General features: G+C 65.8%; 18 protein-coding genes, 2 tRNA genes and 1 pseudogene. All 21 read right to left on the reverse strand.

Annotation, left to right across the window (positions count from 1 at the left end; all coding sequences use genetic code 11):
- Positions 1 to 8: 8 nt before the first annotated feature.
- Positions 9 to 1655 carry a ribonuclease J gene (locus ACQW02_RS17615; RefSeq protein ID WP_431281213.1) on the reverse strand — a complete coding sequence of 549 codons (1647 nt, stop codon included), beginning with the start codon at positions 1653 to 1655 and terminating at the stop codon, positions 9 to 11.
- Between the two features lie 104 nt (positions 1656 to 1759).
- A pseudogene (locus ACQW02_RS17620) lies at positions 1760 to 2530 on the reverse strand (type III pantothenate kinase); the annotation flags it as partial.
- A 9-nt stretch (positions 2531 to 2539) separates the two neighbouring features.
- The gene (locus ACQW02_RS17625) at positions 2540 to 3256 is read right to left on the reverse strand and encodes a biotin--[acetyl-CoA-carboxylase] ligase (RefSeq protein ID WP_431281214.1); all 717 of its coding nucleotides are present in this window, start codon (positions 3254 to 3256) and stop codon (positions 2540 to 2542) included.
- Positions 3253 to 4671 (reverse strand): NADH-quinone oxidoreductase subunit NuoN, encoded by a 1419-nt coding sequence (nuoN, locus tag ACQW02_RS17630; protein ID WP_431281215.1) that lies wholly within the window; start codon positions 4669 to 4671, stop codon positions 3253 to 3255. Before nuoN ends, ACQW02_RS17625 begins: the two co-directional genes overlap by 4 nt.
- Positions 4672 to 4676: 5 nt before the next feature.
- The gene (locus ACQW02_RS17635) at positions 4677 to 6188 is read right to left on the reverse strand and encodes an NADH-quinone oxidoreductase subunit M (protein ID WP_431281216.1); all 1512 of its coding nucleotides are present in this window, start codon (positions 6186 to 6188) and stop codon (positions 4677 to 4679) included.
- A complete protein-coding gene (gene nuoL / locus ACQW02_RS17640; RefSeq protein ID WP_431281217.1) occupies positions 6185 to 8101 on the reverse strand; it encodes an NADH-quinone oxidoreductase subunit L in 1917 nt (638 codons plus the stop codon). The genes ACQW02_RS17635 and nuoL overlap by 4 nt, the downstream gene beginning before the upstream one ends.
- 3 nt (positions 8102 to 8104) lie before the next feature.
- Positions 8105 to 8416, reverse strand: a complete 312-nt coding sequence (nuoK, locus tag ACQW02_RS17645; RefSeq protein WP_431281218.1) for an NADH-quinone oxidoreductase subunit NuoK — start codon at positions 8414 to 8416, stop codon at positions 8105 to 8107.
- Positions 8416 to 9102 carry an NADH-quinone oxidoreductase subunit J gene (locus ACQW02_RS17650; RefSeq protein WP_431281219.1) on the reverse strand — a complete coding sequence of 229 codons (687 nt, stop codon included), beginning with the start codon at positions 9100 to 9102 and terminating at the stop codon, positions 8416 to 8418. The genes nuoK and ACQW02_RS17650 overlap by 1 nt, the downstream gene beginning before the upstream one ends.
- Complete coding sequence (gene nuoI / locus ACQW02_RS17655) at positions 9099 to 9587, reverse strand: NADH-quinone oxidoreductase subunit NuoI (RefSeq protein WP_431281220.1); 489 nt, start codon at positions 9585 to 9587, stop codon at positions 9099 to 9101. The genes ACQW02_RS17650 and nuoI overlap by 4 nt, the downstream gene beginning before the upstream one ends.
- A 10-nt stretch (positions 9588 to 9597) precedes the next feature.
- On the reverse strand, positions 9598 to 10602 hold the full coding sequence (gene nuoH, locus ACQW02_RS17660) for an NADH-quinone oxidoreductase subunit NuoH (protein ID WP_431281221.1): 1005 nt from the start codon (positions 10600 to 10602) through the stop codon (positions 9598 to 9600).
- Positions 10603 to 10608: 6 nt separating this feature from the next.
- Positions 10609 to 12642, reverse strand: a complete 2034-nt coding sequence (nuoG, locus tag ACQW02_RS17665; RefSeq protein WP_431281222.1) for an NADH-quinone oxidoreductase subunit NuoG — start codon at positions 12640 to 12642, stop codon at positions 10609 to 10611.
- Positions 12643 to 12649: 7 nt separating this feature from the next.
- A complete protein-coding gene (gene nuoF / locus ACQW02_RS17670; protein WP_431281223.1) occupies positions 12650 to 13945 on the reverse strand; it encodes an NADH-quinone oxidoreductase subunit NuoF in 1296 nt (431 codons plus the stop codon).
- A 1-nt stretch (position 13946) separates the two neighbouring features.
- On the reverse strand, positions 13947 to 14555 hold the full coding sequence (locus tag ACQW02_RS17675) for a complex I 24 kDa subunit family protein (RefSeq protein WP_431281224.1): 609 nt from the start codon (positions 14553 to 14555) through the stop codon (positions 13947 to 13949).
- Positions 14552 to 15715: an NADH-quinone oxidoreductase subunit D gene (locus tag ACQW02_RS17680; protein WP_431285923.1), complete on the reverse strand. Its 1164-nt coding sequence runs from the start codon at positions 15713 to 15715 to the stop codon at positions 14552 to 14554. Before ACQW02_RS17680 ends, ACQW02_RS17675 begins: the two co-directional genes overlap by 4 nt.
- A 32-nt stretch (positions 15716 to 15747) precedes the next feature.
- Entirely contained in the window at positions 15748 to 16425 is a 678-nt protein-coding gene (locus ACQW02_RS17685) for an NADH-quinone oxidoreductase subunit C (protein WP_431281225.1), read from the reverse strand.
- Positions 16367 to 16954: a NuoB/complex I 20 kDa subunit family protein gene (locus ACQW02_RS17690; protein WP_431281226.1), complete on the reverse strand. Its 588-nt coding sequence runs from the start codon at positions 16952 to 16954 to the stop codon at positions 16367 to 16369. The genes ACQW02_RS17685 and ACQW02_RS17690 overlap by 59 nt, the downstream gene beginning before the upstream one ends.
- A complete protein-coding gene (locus tag ACQW02_RS17695) occupies positions 16924 to 17292 on the reverse strand; it encodes an NADH-quinone oxidoreductase subunit A (RefSeq protein WP_431281227.1) in 369 nt (122 codons plus the stop codon). The genes ACQW02_RS17690 and ACQW02_RS17695 overlap by 31 nt, the downstream gene beginning before the upstream one ends.
- Positions 17293 to 17494: 202 nt before the next feature.
- Positions 17495 to 17571: transfer RNA gene (locus ACQW02_RS17700), tRNA-Asp, on the reverse strand.
- 66 nt (positions 17572 to 17637) lie between these two features.
- Positions 17638 to 17709, reverse strand: a tRNA-Val gene (locus tag ACQW02_RS17705).
- Between the two features lie 113 nt (positions 17710 to 17822).
- Complete coding sequence (locus ACQW02_RS17710) at positions 17823 to 18095, reverse strand: HU family DNA-binding protein (protein ID WP_431281228.1); 273 nt, start codon at positions 18093 to 18095, stop codon at positions 17823 to 17825.
- Between the two features lie 226 nt (positions 18096 to 18321).
- Entirely contained in the window at positions 18322 to 20724 is a 2403-nt protein-coding gene (gene lon, locus ACQW02_RS17715) for an endopeptidase La (RefSeq protein ID WP_431281229.1), read from the reverse strand.
- Positions 20725 to 20844 lie beyond the last annotated feature (120 nt).

Raw genomic sequence — 20844 nt, forward strand, 5'->3', positions numbered from 1 at the left:
TCGCTGCCTCAGACGCGGATCAGGTGGACCTCGACCGACGGGCGCTTCTTCAAACGCCGGCCGACCGACTTGCGGACCAGGTTGCGGGCGGCTTCGCGCAGGCTTGAGTCCTCGCGCTTGGTCGGGTTGGACAGGTCGCCGACGCCGCGGGCCAATTCGCTCGCGATCTGGCCGGAGGCCGGGTCCTGTTCCTCAAACAAGCCAGGCGCACTGATCCGCGGGGTGCCGAGCACGCGCCCGGCCTGGTCCACGGCCAGGGAGGCGATGACGACGCCGTTGAACAGCATCTTCTTCCGCGCGGCCAGGACGCCACCGTCGAGCGGCAGCAGGCGTTCGCCATCGACGACCAGTCGGCCGAAGGGAACCTCCCCCACGATATCCGGCACGCCGGGCCCAAGGCGCAGGACGTCGCCATCCTCCACCAGGATCGGCTGCGCGCCGAGCGATTCGGCCAGGTTCGCGTGTTCGGTCAGGTGGCGCCATTCGCCATGCGTCGGCACCGAGTATTTCGGGCGGACCAAGGCGTAGAGCTTCTTCAACTCATCCCGCGCGGGGTGGCCCGAGACATGGACCATGTGGTCATCGGCCGTCATCACCACGCAGCCGGCGCGGGTCAGTTCGTCCTGCACCTTGATGATCGCGCGTTCGTTGCCCGGAATCATGCGGGAGGAGAAGATGACCGTGTCCCCTTCCCCCAGCGCGATGTTCGGGTGGGTGTCGGCGGCGATCTTGGACAGGGCCGAACGGGGTTCGCCCTGGCTGCCGGTCGCCATGATCAGCAACTGGTCGTCCGGCAGGTCGCCCGCCTCATCCTCTGACACGAAGGGCGGCAGGCTGGTCAGGTAACCGCATTCGCGCGCGGCAGCCTCGGCATTGCGTAGCGAGCGGCCGAACAGCGCGACACGCCGCCCATTCGCCCGTGCGGCGAGCGCGATGGATTCCAGCCGTGCGACATTGGTTGAAAAGCAGGTCACGGCCACGCGGCCCTTCATGCCCTTCAACAGCACGGCCATGTTGCGGCGCACTTCGGCTTCGCTGCCGGAATGGCCTTCGACCATGGCATTGGTGCTGTCGCAGACCATGGCCAGCACGCCCTCGTCGCCGAGCGCCTTGAAGGCGGCCTCGTCCGTGGGCAGGCCGAGCAGAGGCTCAGGGTCCAGCTTCCAGTCGCCGGTATGCACGATCAGCCCGTGGCGGGTGCGGATGGCGAGCGCCTGCGCCTCCGGCACCGAATGGGTCACGCGCAGAAACGTGAGGCCGAAGGGGCCGAGTTGCAGCGAGCCGCCGAGGGGAACCGTCTCCAGCTTCACCTCGCGCATCAGCCCGGCCTCGCCCAGCTTGCGACGCAGGACGGCGGCGGCGAAGGGGCCGGCGTAGATCGGACAACGCAGCATTGGCCAGAGCGCCGCAACCGCGCCCAGGTGGTCCTCATGCGCATGGGTGATGACAAGCCCGACCAACTGGTTGCGCCGTTCGGCCAACCAGGCGGGGTCGGGGACCATCACCTCGGCTTCGGGGGTATCGGCACCGCCGAAGCCAATGCCGCAATCGATTGCGAGGAGCTGCCCGTCGCAGCGGTAGACGTTGAGATTCATGCCGATCTCCCCCGTCCCGCCAAGCGGGATGAAGGCGAGATCTCCGGTGGTCACGTTCATTCTTGTTCTGTTCTATCCATGTCTGAAGGCGTTTGATCCAGGGTCTGCGGATCGTCGGTGTTAAGCTCACGGCGGAGCGGGTCGCGCATGCGCGCGGATTGTCCAATAGGGCCGGCGTTGCGCAGGGCGAGCAGCCGCAACCCTTCCAGCGTTATGTCGGGGTCCGTCGTCTCTATGACAAGCGTCCCTTCGGCAAACAGTGACGCGAGGCCGCCGGTCGCAACGACCTTCAGGGGGCGGCCGTATTCCGCGCGGATACGGGACACGATCCCTTCGATCAGCCCCACATAGCCCCAATAGATGCCGGATTGCATGGCCGGCACGGTGGCACGGCCGATCACCGACTGCGGACGGCCAATGCCGATGCGCGGCAGCCGGGCCGCGGCGCGATGCAGCGCCTCGATCGACAGGTTGATGCCCGGGGCGATCACCCCGCCCAGATAGGCGCCGTCGTGGCCCACCACGTCGAAGGTTGTCGCGGTGCCGAAATCGATCACCACCGCGGGGCCTTTGTAGTGGTGGTGCACGGCCAGCACGTTGAGCAGGCGGTCGGCACCGACCTCGGCCGGGCTGTCCACCCGGATGTCGAAACCCCAATCCAGCGCCGCGCGGGCGACCAGTGGTTCGGTATCGAACCAATCACGGCAAAGGCGGCGCAGGTTGTACAGCGCCGCCGGCACCACCGTGCCGATCACACAGCGGGTGATGTCCATCGGACGCAGCCCGACATGGGTCAGCAGCGCCATCAACCAGACGGCGTATTCATCGGAGGTGCGGTCGTCGCGTGTCGCGACCCGCCAGCGGCCGCGCCATTCATGGCCGTCATGGACGGCGAAGACGACATTGGTGTTCCCGGCATCGACTGCGAGCAGCATGGTGGGGCCTCAGCCTTCGATTTCGCCAGTCCGGACGGCATGCACCCGCCCGCCGGTTCCAAGCAAGAGGGCACCATCCTCGGCCAGACCCTCAAACCGTCCGGCTATGCTGGGGCGGGAGAGCGACAGGGGGGTGCCAAGGGCGGGGCCGTGTTCTAGCCAGGCGGCGCGGACGGGGGCGAAGCCCTCCAGTAGACGGACCTGGCGCCAGCGATCCAGGCTGCGGAGCAGCACGGCCGCGAAAGCCTCCGGCGTCGGCGCGTCATCGCCAAGGCAGGCGGTCACGCGGCCATCGACCCCAGGCGCGTGGCGCAGGTTCACACCGATGCCGATGATCACCCAGGCCAGCCGCCCACCATCGCCCGCGGCCTGCGTCAGGATGCCCGCGGCCTTGGCGCCGCCCAGCAACAAATCATTCGGCCATTTCAGCCGAGGGGGGATGGTCGATACCTCGGCGACGGCGGAAGCCAGGGCGACCGCTGCCAGGATGCCCCATTCCCCAGCCTCGGAGACGGGCGCGGCCGGGCGCATCAGGACGGATATGGCAAGATTGCCGGCGGGCGACTCCCAACCGCGGCCCTGCGTCGCCTGCCCGGCCGTCTGCCGGTCGGCCAGGATGGCGAGGCCCTCGGGCTCGCCGGCCTCGGCCAGGGTGACGGCCAGGGCCTGTGTGCTCGGCAGATGGGCGAAGTGTTGCAGCCGCCAGCCGTCTGGAACGGCTGTCATCCCATCAAAGCGGCGACCGCCGCCTGGGCCGCGGCCAGGATCGGGGCCGGGAACAGGAAGAAGAAGGTCGTGAAGAGCCCCGTCCCCGCCAGCACGACCGACAACCCGGCCGGGCGGGGGTCGAGCGCCGGCGCCGGCGCGTCGAAATACATGACCTTCACGATACGCAGGTAGTAGTAGGCCGACACGGCCGAAGCCAGGACACCAACCACCGCCAACACCCAGAAGCCGCCCTGCACCGCGGCCAGGAAGACGTAGAGCTTGCCGAAGAACCCCGCCAAGGGCGGGATGCCGGCCATCGAGAACATGAAGATCGCCATGGCCAAGGCCATCGCCGGATCGGTGCGGCCAAGCCCGGCCAGGTCATCCACACCCTCGACCGCGCGCCCGTCGCGGCGCATCGCGACCAGCACGGCAAAAGCGCCAATGTTCATGAACATGTAGATGGCGATGTAGAGCAGCAGGCCACGCATGCCGGCGTCCGATCCGACCGCCAAGCCCATCAACGCGTAGCCGACATGGCCGATCGAGGAATAGGCCATCAGCCGCTTGATGTTGCTCTGCCCGATCGCGGCGAAGGCGCCGAGGAGCATGGAGCCCAGCGAACACAGCACGATCACCTGCTGCCAGGCCGGGGCCATGCTGCCGAAGGGCCCTTGGAGCAGGCGCGCCAGCAGCAACAACGCGGCGACCTTGGGGGCGGCGGCGAAGAAGCCGGTGACCGGGGTCGGCGCGCCTTCATACACGTCCGGCGTCCACATATGGAACGGCACGGAGCTGATCTTGAAGGCCAGGCCCGCGGTTACGAAGACCAGGCCGACGATCACGCCGGTATTGGGGGCGGAGCCTTCCACCGCATCGGCGATCCGGTCGAAATTCGTCGTGCCCGAGAAGCCGTAGATCAGCGACGCGCCATAAAGCAGCAGGCCCGAGGCCAGCGCGCCCAGCACGAAATACTTCAGCCCCGCCTCGGCCGACCGGCCGTTGTCGCGGTCGAAGGCGGCGCAGACGTAGAGCGAAAGCGACATCAGCTCCAACCCGACATACAGCGACATCAGGTCATTGGCCGACACCAGGATCATCATGCCCAGCGTCGCGAAGAGGATCAGCACCGGGAATTCGAAACGGGACAGGCCCTGCTTCTCATTCCAGTCGAGCGACAGCACGAGGCCCGCGGCCGCACCCAGCAACACGAGGATCTTGGCGAAGCGCGTATAGGCATCGGCGACGTATTGCCCGCCCATGGCGGTGCCTTCCGGCTGGCCGAGCGTCAGCACCGCCGCCAGCAGCAGCGCGCCCAGCACGCCCATGGCGACGCCAAAGGTCGCGTCGCGCTTGGGGATCACGCCGCCCACGATGGCGATCAGCCCGGCACAGCCGAGCACGATTTCCGGAAGAAGAAGGGTCCAGTTCATGGCGCTCACATCCCCGCCAGGCGGGGCAGGATGAGGGCCGCTTCATGCCGCTCCACCATGGCCGCCACCGAGGCCTCGAAGAAGGACAGGAAGGAGGAGGGATAGACCCCCATCCACAAGGTCAGCAGGACCAGCGGCACGAAGACCGCATATTCGCGGGGCGACAGGTCCAGCAGGGCGCGCAGGTCCTCGCGCCCGATGCGACTGAAGATCACGCGACGGTAGAGGTAGAGCATGTAGCAGGCGCCCAGGATCATGCCCGTGGCGGCACCGACGGCGACGAAGGGATTGGCCTTCCACGCGCCGACGATGACCAGCAATTCGCCGGGGAAGCCGGCCGTGCCGGGCAGCGCGACCGAGGCCATGGTGAACAGCATGAAGACCAGCGCATAGCCCGGCATGATCTTGGCGACCCCGCCGTAGCGGGCGATCTCCAGCGAATGCACCCGATCATAAAGCACGCCGACGCAAAGGAAGAGGGCGGCCGAGACCACGCCGTGGCTCAGCATCTGGAAGATGGCGCCCGAAATGCCCTGCTGGTTCATGGTGAAGATGCCGAGCGTCACAATCCCCATATGTGCCACTGAGGAATAGGCGATCAGCTTCTTCATGTTCTCCTGCGCCAGCGCCACCAGCGAGGTGTAGACGATGGCGACCACCGACAGCGCGAACATCAGCGGCGCGAACATTTCGACCGCGTCGGGCAGCAGCGGCAGGGAGAACCGCAGGAAGCCGTATCCGCCCATCTTCAGCAGCACGCCGGCCAGGATGACGGAGCCGGCGGTCGGTGCCTCGACGTGGGCGTCCGGCAACCAGGTGTGCACCGGCCACATCGGCATCTTCACCGCGAAGGAGGCGAGGAAGGCCAGGAAGACCCAGCTCTGCATGGCCGGCGTCAGGCGCAATTCCATGAGCGCCGGAATGTCCGTAGTGCCGGCCTGGTACCACAGCGCCAGGATCGCCAGCAGCATCAGCACCGAGCCGAGCAGCGTGTAGAGGAAGAACTTCAGCGCCGCATAAACCCGGCGATCATGGCCCCAGATGCCCACGATCAGGAACATCGGGATCAGCACGCCTTCGAAGAAGACGTAGAACAACACGAAATCCAGCGCCGCGAAGGTGCCGATCATCATGGTCTGCAGGACCAGGAAGGCGACCATGTATTCGCGCACCCGGGTCCGGATCGAGTCCCACGAGGCGATGATGCAGATCGGCATCAGCATCGTCGTCAGCAGCACGAAGAGCACCGAGATGCCGTCCACACCCATGTGGTAGGACAGGCCGAATTCAGGCAGCCAGGCGAGTTGTTCGACGAACTGGAAGTCGGAACTGGCCTTGTCGAACTGGAACCACAGGATCAGCGACAGGGCGAAGACGATCAGCGTCGTCCACAGCGCGGTCCAGCGCGCGTTGGCGGCGACAGTTTCCTCATCGCCGCGGACCGACATGATGACCGCGCAGCCGACCAGCGGCAGGAAGGTCAGCAGCGACAGCAGCGGAAAGCCGGCGGCGTTCATCGGACGATCCCGATCAGGAAGACAGAGATGAAGAAGACAAGCCCGATGATCATCGTGAAGGCGTAGTTGGCGACCCGCCCGGTCTGCATCCGCACCGTGCCGCGCGCGACGTCGACCGCCAGCGAGGCGACCCCATTCGGCATCCCGTCGATGATTTTCGCGTCGCCCGTGCGCCAGAGCAGCTGCGCGAGACGCCGCAGCGGGCGCACGAAAATGCGGTCGTAGAGTTCGTCGAAGTACCACTTGTTCAGGACGAAGCGGTACAGCCCCGGCATCGCCGCTGCCATCCGCGCGGGCAGCCCCGGCGCCGCGACATACATCACGACCGCCAGCCCGATGCCCGACAGGCCGAGGATGGTCGGCAGGATCGGCACCCAGCCCGGCACGTCATGCACCGCATGCATGATGTGGTTGTTCGGACCATTGGCGATGCTTTCGCGCCAGAATTCCTCCCAGCCATGGCCGATGAAGTACGGCGCGAAGACCGCACCGGCGAAGATGGCGCCGGTCGCCAGGACCAGCAGCGGCACCAGCATCACCCAGGGGCTTTCGTGGACATGCTCCATCGTGTGGTGGTCGGCCCGCGGCGCGCCGTGGAACACCAGGATCAGCAGGCGCCAGGAATAGAAGGCGGTCAGGAAGGCGGCGACGCAGCCGGCCACGAAGGCATACATGCCGGTGCCCGAATGGGCGGCGAAGGCGGCCTCCAGCACGAAATCCTTGGAATAGTAGCCGGCGAAGAAGGGCACGCCGGCCAGGGCCAGGCTGCCGATCCACATCACCGCATAGGTCACCGGGATCTTCTTCCAGATGCCGCCCATCTTGCGGATGTCCTGCTCGTCGCTCATCGCGTGGATCACCGACCCGGCGGACAGGAACAGCAGCGCTTTGAAGAAGGCGTGGGTGAAGAGGTGGAAGATGGCGCCCTGGTAGGCGCCCACCCCGACCGCGAAGAACATGTAGCCGAGCTGCGAGCAGGTCGAATACGCGATGATGCGCTTGATGTCGTTCTGCACGCAGCCGATGGTCGCGGCGAAGAAGGCCGTGCTGGCGCCGACGATGGTCACGATGGCCAGTGCCGTGGGGGCCAGTTCCAGCAGCGGACTCATCCGCGCCATCAGGAACACACCCGCCGTCACCATGGTAGCGGCATGGATCAGCGCCGAGACCGGCGTCGGGCCCTCCATCGCGTCCGGCAACCAGGTGTGCAGGCCCATCTGCGCCGACTTGCCGCAGGCGCCGAGGAACAGGAGGACGCCGATGACCTCAAGCACCGGCATCCCGCCGATGGTCTTGTCGACGGCGGAGGGCACGCCGGCAAAAATCTCGTCGAAGCCGATGCTGCCAAACGTCCAGAAGGTCAGCGCCAGGCCGAGCATGAAGAAGAAGTCGCCGACGCGGTTCACGATGAAGGCCTTCATCGCCGCGCGGTTGGCGCTTTCCTTCTCATAATAATAGCCGATCAGCAGGTAGGAGGCGACGCCGACGCCCTCCCAGCCGAAGAATAGCTGCAGCAGGTTATCGGCGGTCACCAGCATCAGCATCATGAAGGTGAAGAACGACAGGTAGGCGAAGAACCGCGGCTTGCTGTCGTCATGCGCCATGTAGCCGACGCTGTAGAGGTGGATCAGCGTCGAGATGAAGGTGACCATCCCGACCATGACAGCGCTCAACGTGTCGTAGCGCAGCGCCCAGACGACGTTCAATCCGCCGACATCGATCCAGTCCGCGATCTCGATGACCCGGTCGGCCTCGCCGAAGGCGACCTGCAGGAAGGCCGCGACACCACAGACGGCGGCCAGCACCATGCAGACCACGGTCGCCCATTGCGCCGCGCGATCGCCGATCCAGCGGCCAAGAAAGCCCGCGATGGTCGCGCCCAGCAGCGGAAAGAAGACGGCACCGACGAACATGGCCTAGCCCTTCAGGGTCGAGATGTCATCGACCTCGATGCTGCCGCGATTGCGGTAGTAGATGACGACAATGGCCAGCCCGATCGCGGCTTCCGCCGCCGCGACCGTCAGGATCAGCATGGCGAAGATCTGGCCGGTCAGGTCCTGCAGGGCCGAGGAAAAGCCCACCAGGTTGATGTTCACCGCCAGCAGGATCAGTTCGACCGACATCAGGATGACGATGACGTTCTTCCGGTTCAGGAAGATGCCGAAGACGCCCAGCACGAACAGGATCGCACCCACCGTCAGGTAGTGCGCAAGACCGATGGTCAACATCAGTGGTGCCCCGCGTCGTGGTGTTCGACCTGCTTGGGTGGTGGGGCCGGCGGTGGCAGCGGGCGGCGGATGCCGATCTCCGACAAGCCGGCGCCCAGCGGCACGCTGCGCGTTTCAACGAGCTTCGGATCACGCGCGATCTGGGTCGCGATATCCTGGCGCTTGCTGCCTTGCGGGGCGCGCAGGGTCAGCACGATCGCACCGATCATCGCGACCAGCAGCACCGCGCCGCAAGCCTGAAAGAGGTAGACGTAGTCGGTATAGAGGATGCGCCCGATTGCCTCGGTATTGCTACCGCCGCCCGGGGTGGTCGGATTGATGCGCAGGACCTGGGCGTCATCCGCGAAGGTCCAGGTACCCAGGACCAGCACCAGTTCCAGGAACAGGACGCCGCCAACCGCGGCGCCGACCGGGGCATAGCGCTGGAAGCCTTCGCGCATCTGGCTGAAATCGACGTCCAGCATCATCACGACGAAGAGGAACAGCACCGCGACCGCGCCGACGTAGACGATCAGCAGGATCATCGCCAGGAACTCCGCCCCCGCGAGCAGGAACAGCGCCGCCGCGTTGAAGAAGCACAGGATCAGGAACAACACGGAATGCACCGGGTTGCGGCTGGTCACCACCATCACGGCGGAGGCCACGAGGACCGCCGCAAAGAGGTAGAATGCGAGGGCTGCAATCATCGGTAGGGCGCATCCAGTTCGAGGCGCTTGACCAGCTCCGGCTCCCACCGGTCGCCGTTCGCGAGCAGGCGGTCCTTGTCGTAGAACAGCTCCTCACGCGTCTCGGTCGCGAATTCCAGGTTGGGGCCTTCGACGATGGCATCCACCGGGCAGGCTTCCTCGCACAGCCCGCAGTAGATGCACTTGGTCATGTCGATGTCGTAGCGCGTGGTGCGGCGGCTGCCGTCTTCGCGCGGTTCGGCTTCGATCGTGATGGCCTGGGCCGGGCACACGGCCTCGCACAGCTTGCAGGCGATGCAGCGTTCTTCGCCATTGGGATAGCGGCGCAGCGCGTGTTCGCCCTTGAAGCGCGGCGAGATCGGCGCCTTTTCAAAGGGGTAGTTGATGGTCGGCTTGCGCTTGAAGAATTGCTTCAAGGTGAGCCCCATGCCGGAAACCAGCTCCGTCAGAAGCAGGCTGCGCGCCAGGCTGTCGAGGGTTGGCATGATCAGGTCCTTACGCCGGCAGCCAGCCGGTCAACTTGAGAACCGCCGCGGTGAGCACCAGCCAGAGCAGGCTGAACGGCAGGAACACCTTCCAACCCAGCCGCATCAGCTGGTCGTAGCGGTAGCGCGGAAAGGTCGCCCGCACCCAGACGAAGACGAACAGGCAGAAGCAGATCTTGGCGATGAACCACAGCGGCCCGGGAATGAAAGCCAGGAAGGCGAAGGGCGGATACCAGCCCCCCAGGAAGAGGATCGTCGTCAGCGCCGACATCAGGATCATGTTGGCGTATTCGCCAAGGAAGAAGAGCCCGAAGGACATGCTGCTGTATTCGACGAAGAACCCGGCGACCAACTCGCTTTCGCCTTCGGGAAGGTCGAAGGGCGCACGGTTGGTTTCAGCCAGGGCGCTGATGAAGAAGATGATGAACATCGGGAACAGCGGGATGACGAACCACACGTTCTGCTGCGCCCGCACGATCTCGGTCAGGTTCAGCGAGCCGACGCACAACAGCACCGTCACAATGACGAAGCCCATGGAGACTTCGTAGCTGACCATCTGCGCCGCCGACCGCAGCGCGCCCAGGAAGGCATACTTCGAATTGCTGGCCCAACCGGCGATGATCACGCCGTAGACGCCCAGCGAGGAGATCGCGAACAGATACAGGATGCCGACATTGATGTCGGCGATGGCCCAGCCGTCATTCACCGGGATCACCGCCCAGGCGATCATCGCCAACAGGAAGGTGATCATCGGCGCCATGATGAAGAGCGCGCGCGACGCGCCGGACGGGATGATCGTCTCCTTCATCAGCATCTTCAGCGCATCGGCGAAGGGCTGCAGCAGGCCGAAGGGTCCGACGACATTCGGCCCTTTGCGCATCTGCATCGCCGCCAGCACCTTGCGCTCGGCGTAGGTGAGGTAGGCGACCGCGATCAGCAGTGGCACCAGGATCGCCAATGCCTGGGCGACCGTCAGCGCCAGGATGCCGATGGGGGTGGTGAGAAACGCGTCCATGACCGGCTACTCCGCCGCCAGGGCGGGCGCGGGCGCATAGACCTGCGCACATTCGGCCATGGTGTCGCTCGCCCTGCTGATCGAGTCGGCCTGCCAATAGACGGCGATGGGCAGCACGAAGGCCGCATCCGCGATCGCCGCGGGATCGCCCGCGGGCCCCGCCGGATCGTCGCAGCCCACCGGCGCGAAATCGGCGCCGAACAGCGGGTTCACCGCCGCCAACCGCGCCCGCACGGCCTCGATGCTGTCGTAGGGCAAGGTGACGCCGAGCGCCGCCGAAGCCGCGCGTAGGATGCGCCAATCCTCCCGCGCCTCCCCCGGCGGAGCCAGCGCGGCACGGCCGAGCTGGGCCCGGCCTTCCGTATTAACGTAGGTGCCGTCCTTTTCCGTGTAGGCGGCGCCCGGCAGGATCACATCGGCGCGCGACGCCGCGCGGTCGCCGTGGTGGCCCTGGTAGATCACGAAGGTATCGGCCCCGATCAACGCGGGGTCGAACCCGTCAGCGCCCAGCAGCCACAGCGCTTCCACGCCGCCGCCGAGCATGCCGCCCAGGTTGCGCCCCTGCGGCCCCGGCACGAAGCCGAGGTCGAGTGCACCCACCTGGCCGCCGAACTGGTGCAGCACGCAGAAACCATTCCAATCCGGCCGCAGCCCATCCACCCCACGCAGCAGCGCCCAGGCGGCGGCGGCGATCGCGGCGCCATCCGGCCGTGCCAGCGCGCCACGGCCGATCAACACCATCGGGTTCTTGGCACCCTCAAGCACCGACGCAGCGGCGGCGATGGCCGAAGGCCCCTCCCCCAGGTGCGTCGCCGCATAGGTCAGGTCGGTGCCGGCCGGGCCGATGAACCCCACCGGGAAATGGCCGGCCAGGGTCCGCTTGCGGATGCGGGCGTTGAGCACCGGGGCCTCGACCCGCGGATTGCTGCCGATGATGACCAGCGCATCAGCGTGGTCGATGCCGGCAATGCCGGCGCCGAAGACGTAGAAATCGCGCCGGGTCGCGTCCAGCGCAGCGCCATCCTGGCGGCAGTCCAGGTTCTGGCTGCCGAGGCCGGCCATCAGATCCTTCAGCGCCACGATGCTTTCGGCATCGGCCAGGTCGCCGGCGACGGCGCCGATGGCATCGCCCGACACGCCCTTCAGGCGGGTCGCGATGGCGCCGAACGCCTCGGCCCAGGTCGCTTGCTTCAGCGTGCCGTCGCGACGAATCCAGGGGCGGTCCAGCCGCTTGCGCTTCAGCCCGTCGAAGGCGAAGCGCGAACGGTCACCGAGCCATTCCTCGTTCACGTCCTCATTGGTGCGCGGCAGGATGCGCAGGACTTCCGGCCCGCGCGTATCGATGCGGATCGCCGCGCCGACTGCGTCCAGCACGTCCACGCTGTCGGTCTTGGTCAGTTCCCAGGGTCGCGAGACGAAGGCGTAGGGCCGACTGGTCAGCGCACCGACGGGGCAGATGTCGATCAGGTTGCCGGAGAGTTCCGTGGTCAGCGCCTTTTCGACGTAGGTGCCGACTTCCATCGTCTCGCCACGCCCGGTCGCGCCCAGTTCCGGCACGCCGGCGACCTCGGTCGCGAAGCGGATGCAGCGGGTGCAGTGGATGCAGCGCGTCATGATCGTCTTGATCAACGGGCCGACATACTTGTCCTTCACCGCGCGCTTCTGCTCGTGGAAGCGGCTGCCGTCCTTGCCATAGGCGACGGCCTGGTCCTGCAGGTCGCATTCGCCGCCCTGGTCGCAGATCGGGCAGTCGAGCGGGTGGTTGATGAGGAGGAACTCCATCACCCCCCGCCGCGCGTTGCGCACCATCGGCGTGTCGGTGAAGACCTTCATGCCCTCGGCGACCGGATAGGCGCAGGAGGCGATGGGCTTGGGGGCCTTCTCCACTTCCACCAGGCACATCCGGCAATTGCCGGCGACCGACAGGCGTTCGTGGTAGCAGAAGCGCGGAATTTCCTTGCCCGCGACTTCGCAGGCCTGGAGCACGGAGGTCCCGGGGGGGACTTCGACTTCGATGTCGTCAACGAAGAGCTTGGTCATCGCCCGATCACTCCGCCGCCAAGGGCATCGATCGGCCTTTGTAGGCCGCGATCCGCTCTTCCATCATCGGCCGGAAATGCCGGATCAACCCCTGCACCGGCCAGACCCCGCCATCCGCGAGCGCGCAGATGGTGTGCCCCTCAATCTGGCGCGTGACCTGTTCCAGGACGTCGATCTCGGCGACCTCGGCGCGGCCTTCGACCATGCGGTCCATGACGCGCTTCACCCAGCCCATGCCTTCGCGGCAGGGCGTGCACTGGCCGCAGGATTCATGCTTGTAGAACTGCGACAACCGCGCGATCGCCTTGATCAGGTCGGTGGACCTGTCCATCACGATCACGCCCGCGGTGCCGAGGCCGGTCCGTTGGTCGCGCAGCGCGTCGAAATCCATCAGCACATCGTCGCAGACCGACTTCGGGATCATCGGGGTGGAGGACCCGCCCGGGATCACCGCCAGCAGATTGTCCCACCCGCCGCGCACGCCGCCGGCGTAGGTATCGATCAACTCGCGCAAGGGGATGCTCATCTCGGCTTCCACATTGCAGGGCTTGTTCACATGCCCGCTGATGCAGAAAATCTTGGTGCCCTGGTTCTTCGGGCGGCCGAAGCCGGCGAACCAGGACGCACCTCGGCGCAGGATCGTCGGCACCACGGCGATGGTCTCGACGTTGTTCACCGTGGTCGGGCAGCCATAGAGCCCGACGGCAGCCGGGAACGGCGGCTTGAGCCGCGGCATGCCCTTCTTGCCTTCAAGGCTTTCGATCAGGGCCGTTTCCTCACCGCAGATGTAGGCGCCCGCGCCGCGATGCACATACAGATCGTAGTCGTAGCCCGACCCCGCCGCGTTCTTGCCCAGCAGCCCGGCGGCATAGGCCTCGGCCACCGCCGCTTCCAAGACCAGGGCTTCATTGGCGTATTCGCCGCGGATGTAGATGTAGCCGGCGACCGCGCCCATCGCGGCGCCCGCGATCAGGCAGCCTTCGATCAGCTTGTGCGGATCGTGGCGGATGATGTCGCGGTCCTTGCAGGTCCCCGGTTCGGATTCATCCGCGTTCACCACGAGGTAGGACGGGCGACCGTCACTGACCTTGGGCATGAAGGACCACTTCATGCCGGTCGGGAAGCCGGCGCCCCCGCGCCCGCGCAGGCCCGAATCCTTGACCTGCTGGACCAGCCAGTCGCGGCCCTGCTGGATGAAGCCGGCCGTGCCGTCCCAGTCGCCGCGCGCGCGTGCGGCAGGCAACGTCCAGGATTCCAGCCCGTAGAGGTTGGTAAAAATCCGGTCCTTGTCGCTGAGCGCCATCTCAGTTCTCCGCCCCGGTCAGGACCATCGGGCCGCCCTCGGGCGCGCTGGTCTTGCGGCCGATCGTGCTGCCATACGGCGGCCGTTCGCCACGCTTCAAGGATTCGAGCAACGCCACCGTGCGGTCGTAGTCGAGGTCCTCATAGAAATCCTCATCCACGCACAGGATCGGCGCATTGACGCAGGCGCCCAGGCACTCGACCTCGGTCAGCGTGAAGTTGCCGTCAGCGCTGCTGTCGCCATAGCCCTTCAGCCCGCCGGCATCCTTGCAGGCGCGCAGCACGTCATCCGACCCGCGCAGCCAGCACGGCGTCGTGCCGCAGATCTGCAGGTGGAAGCGACCGACCGGCTTGGTGTTGAACATCAGGTAGAAGGTCGCGACCTCATAGACGCGGATAGGCGCCATATCGAGCCGTGCGGCGATGACATCCATCGCCTCGCGCGGCACCCAGGTGCTGCCGGTCGCGCGGCCCATCTGCTTCTGCACGACGTAGAGCAACGGGATCACGGCGCTGGCCTGCTTGCCCGCGGGATAGCGCGGCAGGATCGTCGCGATCTTCTCTTCGCTCTCTGCATCGAAGGCGAATGCGAATGCGGTCGGTTCGCTCACCGATCGATCTCCCCGAACACGATATCCAACGACCCGATCACAGCGACCGCATCGGCCAGCATGTGGCCCTTCGACAGGAACTCGATCGCTTGCAAATGGGCGTAGCCAGGCGCGCGGATCTTGCAGCGATAGGGTTTGTTCGTGCCGTCGGCGACCAGGTAGACGCCGAACTCGCCCTTGGGCGCTTCGACGACCGTGTAGGTCTCGCCGGCGGGCACGTGGTAGCCCTCGGTGTAGAGTTTGAAGTGGTGGATCAGCGCTTCCATCGAGCGCTTCATCTCACCGCGCGTCGGCGGCGTGATCTTGTGTTCCTGCACCTTGATCGGGCCTGGCTTCATCTGGTCGAGGCACTGGCGGATGATCTTCAGGCTTTCGCGCATTTCCAGCATGCGGACCAGGTAGCGGTCGTAGCAGTCGCCGTGCCGGCCGACCGGAATGTCGAATTCCATCCGGTCGTACACGTCATAGGGTTGGCTGCGACGCAGATCCCAGGCGCAGCCGGAGGCGCGCAGGCACGGCCCCGAGAAGCCCCATGCCATCGCCTGTTCGGCGTCGATGACGCCGATGTCCACGGTGCGCTGCTTGAAGATGCGGTTGTTGGTCAGCAGCCCGCCCAACTCGTCGATGAACTTGGGGAATTTCTGCGCCCAGGCGCCGATCTTGTCCTCAAGCCCGGCAGGCAGATCCTTGGCGACGCCGCCCGGCCGGAAATAATTCGCGTGGTAATGCGCGCCCGACGCGGCTTCGTGGAATTCGAGCAGGATCTCGCGCTGCTCAAAGCCCCAAAGGCTCGGCGTGATCGCCCCGCAGTCCAGTGCGTAGGTCGTGATGTTCAACAGGTGGTTCAGCACCCGGCCGATCTCGGCAAAGAGCACGCGGATGTATTGCGCGCGCTCCGGCACCTCGATCCCGAGCAGCCGCTCCGTCCCCAGGGCGAAGGCGTGCTCCTGGCACATCGGGGCGACGTAATCGAGGCGGTCGAAATACGGCAGCGCCTGGATGTAGGTCTTGTGCTCGATCAGCTTTTCCGTGCCGCGATGCAGCAGGCCGATATGCGGATCGGCGCGTTCGACGACCTCACCCTTCAATTCCAGGATCAGGCGCAGCACGCCGTGTGCGGCCGGGTGCTGCGGCCCGAAATTGATGGTGTGGCTGTCCATCTCGAAAACGCGAGAGGGCGTTTCGGCATCGCTCACGGCTTGGGTGCCTCGATCCGGTTCAGATGGATTTTCTCATCGCCCGGCAAGGTCGTGATGCCTTCCCACGGGCTGAGGAAGTCGAAGTTGCGATAATCCTGCGTCAACTGCACCGGGCCATAGGCGACGGAACCGCGTTCCGGGTCGTAGCGCAGCTCGACGAAGCCGGTCAGCGGGAAATCCTTGCGCAGCGGATGCCCTTCGAACCCGTAGTCGGTCAGGATCCGGCGCAGGTCCGGCTGGCCGTCGAAGACGATGCCGTACATGTCCCAGGCCTCGCGCTCGTACCAGGTGGCGGAGGGCCAGAGGCCGACGACGGACGGGACCGGCGTCGCAGCGTCGGTCGCGATGACGACGCGGATGCGATGGTTGTGGGTCAGCGAGAGCAAATTATAGACGACTTCGAATCGTTCCGGGCGGTCCGGATAATCGACGCCGCAGATATCCATGCATTGCTCGGCCGCGAATCGGGGATCGTCGCGCAGCATCAGCAGCATCGGCAGCAAGGCCTCGCGCCGGACATGCAGGCACAGCTCCGCACCGCGCGGCACGTGCCAATGGGTGATGACGCCCGCCGGCGCCGCGGTGGCGATGGCCTCGCCCAAGACCTGAAGATCAGCCACGCAGAATGGTCCCCGTCCGGCGAATCTTCTTCTGCAATTGCAGGATGCCATAGACCAGCGCCTCGGCCGTCGGCGGGCAGCCGGGCACGTAGATGTCCACCGGCACGATGCGATCGCAGCCACGCACCACGCTGTAGGAGTAGTGGTAGTAGCCGCCCCCGTTCGCGCAGGAGCCCATGCTGATCACCCAGCGGGGTTCCGGCATCTGGTCGTAGACCTTGCGCAGCGCCGGGGCCATTTTGTTGGTCAGGGTGCCGGCGACGATCATCACGTCCGACTGCCGCGGCGACCCACGCGGGATGATGCCGAATCGGTCGAGGTCGTAGCGCGGCATATAGGCGTGGATCATCGGCACCGCGCAGCAGGCCAGGCCGAAGGTCATCGGCCACAGGCTGCCGGTGCGCGCCCAGTTCACCACCTTGTCGATCTGGGCGACGACGAAGCCCTTGTCCTGGATTTCGTCGGTCACGCCCTGGATCACGGCATCCTGGGCCGCCCCGGGGGCCAGGGCCTGGCTGTTCCAGGCCACTGCAGGCTCGCTCACGGCCATCACTCCCAATCCAGGGCGCCTTTGCGCCATTCGTAGATGAAGCCGACCGTCAGCACGCCCAGGAACGCCATCATCGACATGAAGCCGAACCAGCCGATCTGCCCAAGGCTGACAGCCCAGGGGAACAGGAACGCCACCTCAAGGTCGAAAATGATGAACAGGATCGCGACCAGGTAGAATCGCACGTCGAATTTGCGCCGCGTGTCGTCGAACGGCTCGAACCCGCATTCATAGGCCGACAGCTTTTCCGGATTCGGCTTCTGCTTCGCGGCCAGCACGGAGCCGCCCACCATCGCGACGGCGATGCCGGCGGCGATCCCCAGGAAGACCAGGATCGGGAAGTAATCGGCGAGGAACGGCTGGGTCATGCTGCGTCAACGATCCCTAGGCCCGCGGTGCCGGCGCAAGCCGGCACCAACAAGAATTTCGGCCGCGGCCAGCCATGCCGCACCGCAGCGCGACCTGACCATAACCGCCCCCGTGTCGCTGCGCCATAGGCGCCCAGGCCTTGGATTTCAATGCCGGAAACGACAACGCCGCCGGGCGAACCCGGCGGCGTCGGAATTTGGATGGCGCGAGTGACGGGGCTCGAACCCGCGACCTCCGGCGTGACAGGCCGGCGCTCTAACCAACTGAGCTACACCCGCATCCAGGAGGCGGGGGATACGAGCCGGACCTCGGCAAGTCAACCCGCCCCGGGCAAGATAACGGCATGGGCGCTGACGGGATCGAACCGCCGGCCATCTCGGTGTAAGCGAGACGCTCTACCGCTGAGCTAAGCGCCCGTGCCGCTCCCTGATTAGCCGCTGCGCGCCGCGGCCGAAACCCAAAAGCCCCGAAACGAAAAAAGCCGGCCCTCGCGGGCCGGCCTTTCGGAAAAAATCGTAGATGCGAAGGCTTAGTTCACCGCGTCCTTCAAGGCCTTGCCGGCCTTGAAGCGGACAGTCGTCGTCGCCGCGATCTTGATCTCTTCGCCGGTGCGCGGGTTGCGCCCCTTGCCGGCCTTGCGGCGCGAGGTGCTGAAGGTGCCGAAGCCGACCAGGCGGACTTCTTCCTTCTTCTTCAGCGCCTTCTGAACCGCCTCAAACACCGCATCGAGCACGTCGCCAGCCTTGGCCTTCGACAGCTCGCCAGCCTCGGCGACGACACTCACCAGATCCGCCTTGTTCATGCGTGAACCCCCCTTTTCATCTCGGGATGCGGCGCCGTGCAGAATCGCGTGGCGCATCTTCCGCAGACTAGGAAAGGGACTTTCAATCCGTCAACGACGGCGGTCCCGCTTTGTGGCGGTTATCCGCCGTTTTCTGGCTATCGGGCCAGGCCTGCGACCGCCAGGACACGAAAAAGGGGGCCCAGGCTCCCGCCCAGGCCCCCCTCACGATGCGTGGCGACGACTGTCAGTGCGGCAGGCTGGGCGGCACCACAGGCGGCGTCGTCGCCGCGGCGACGGGTTCGGCCGGCTCCTCCCAGGTGATCGGCTCTGGCTTGCGCACCAGGGCCTCGGCGATGACCTCATCGACGTGGCTGACCGGCTTGATGGTCAGGCCCTTCTTCACATTGTCCGGGATCTCGGCCAGGTCCTTCTCGTTCTCCTTGGGGATGAAGACCGTGGTGATCCCCGCGCGCAGGGCCGCCAACAGCTTCTCCTTCAGGCCACCGATCGGCAGCACGCGACCACGAAGCGTGATCTCACCGGTCATCGCGACTTCCTTGCGGACAGGGATGCCCGTCAGGATCGACACGATCGACGTCGCCATCGCGATGCCAGCCGACGGACCGTCCTTCGGAGTCGCCCCTTCCGGCACGTGGACGTGGATGTCGCGCTTTTCGAACAGCGTGGGCTTGATGCCGAAGGTGATGCTGCGGCTGCGAACGTAGGACAGCGCCGCGGAGACGCTTTCCTGCATCACGTCGCCCAGCTTGCCCGTCGTCTGCACCTTGCCCTTGCCTGGCACGATGACCGACTCGATGGTCAGGATCTCGCCGCCCACCTCGGTCCAGGCCAGGCCCGTGACGCAGCCGACCATGTCCTCGGCCTCGGCCTCGCCGTAGCGGTGCTTGCGAACCCCGGCGAACTTGTCGAGGTTCTTGCGGTTCATCGCGACCTTCTTGGCCTTCTTGGTCACGATCTCCCGCACCGCTTTGCGCGCCAGTCCGCCCAATTCGCGTTCCAGCGACCGAACGCCGGCCTCGCGCGTGTAGAAACGCACGAGATCGAGCAGCGCCTCATCCGTCAGCGTCCACTCGCCTGGCTTGAGGCCGTTGGCTTCCATCACCTTCGGCAGCAGGTGCCGCTTGGCGATTTCGACCTTCTCATCCTCGGTGTAGCCAGACACCCGGATGATCTCCATGCGATCCAGCAGCGGCTGCGGCATGCGCAGGCTGTTGGCGGTCGTCACGAACATCACATCCGAGAGGTCGTAGTCCACCTCCAGGTAGTGGTCGGCGAATGTGCCGTTCTGCTCGGGGTCCAGGACCTCCAGCAGGGCCGACGACGGGTCGCCGCGCCAATCGGCGCCCAGCTTGTCGATCTCGTCCAACAGGAACAGCGGGTTGCTGGTCTTGGCCTTCTTCATGCCCTGGATGACCTTGCCCGGCATCGAGCCGATGTAGGTCCGCCGATGGCCGCGAATCTCGGCCTCGTCCCGCACGCCACCCAGTGACATGCGGACAAAAGTGCGGCCGGTCGCCTTGGCGATCGACTTGCCGAGCGACGTCTTGCCCACGCCGGGCGGCCCGACCAAGCACAGGATCGGCCCCTTGATCTTCGGGCTGCGCGACTGCACCGCCAGGTATTCGAGGATACGTTCCTTGACCTTGTCGAGCCCGTAGTGATCGGACTCGAGGACAGCCTCGGCCTTCACCACGTCGTTCTTGACCTTGCTGCGCTTCTTCCAGGGGATCGACAGGATCCAGTCCAGGTAGTTGCGCACGACGGTCGCCTCGGCGCTCATCGGGCTCATGCTGCGCAGCTTCTTCAGCTCCGCCAGCGCCTTTTCGCGCGCTTCGACCGACAGCTTGGTCGCCTTGATGCGGGCTTCGAGTTCGGAGGCTTCGTCGCGGCCTTCCTCGCCCTCGCCGAGTTCCTTCTGGATCGCCTTGAGTTGCTCGTTCAGATAATACTCGCGCTGAGTCTTCTCCATCTGCCGCTTCACGCGGCTGCGGATGCGCTTTTCGACCTGCAGCACACCGATCTCGCCCTCCATATGGGCGAAGACGCGCTCAAGCCGCGACTGCACCGGCACGATCTCCAGCAGTTCCTGCTTTTCGGCGATCTTGAGGTTCAGGTGCGAGGCGACGGTGTCGGCCAGCTTGGCCGGTTCGTCGATCTGGTTGATCGACACCAGCACTTCCGGCGCGATCTTCTTGTTCAGCTTGATATAGGCCTCGAACTGCGAGACCACGCTGCGCGACAGCGCCTCAAGCTCACGCCCATCGGCGGGCTCTTCCTCGATCGGCGCGGCATAGGCTTCGAAATGCGTGTCGGTCTCGTGCCAGGCGGCGATGGTCGCGCGCCTGCTGCCTTCGACCAGCACCTTCACGGTGCCATCGGGCAGTTTCAACAATTGCAGCACGGTCGCCACGGTGCCGACGTTGTAGAGATCGTCGGCGCTGGGGTCGTCCTGGGCCGCGTTCTTCTGGGCGACAAGCAGGATCTGCTTGTCCTCCCGCATCACCGCTTCCAGGGCACGCACGGACTTTTCGCGTCCGACAAACAACGGCACGATCATGTGCGGGAAGACAACGATATCGCGGAGCGGCAGGACAGGAAGCAACTCGCCGCGGATGGTTTCCGTCATGGGGACCTCACAGAGGACAGTCGGCGGGGCCACGCCCGGAAATCGGCGCGCGACTCCCCGCCACGGTTGCACCAGAAGATGGTCAGGCCGAACGCTGGGACAAGGTCTTTCTTTGTCCCG

The sequence above is a fragment of the Humitalea sp. 24SJ18S-53 genome, from assembly GCF_050632385.1.
GTDB lineage: Bacteria > Pseudomonadota > Alphaproteobacteria > Acetobacterales > Acetobacteraceae > Humitalea.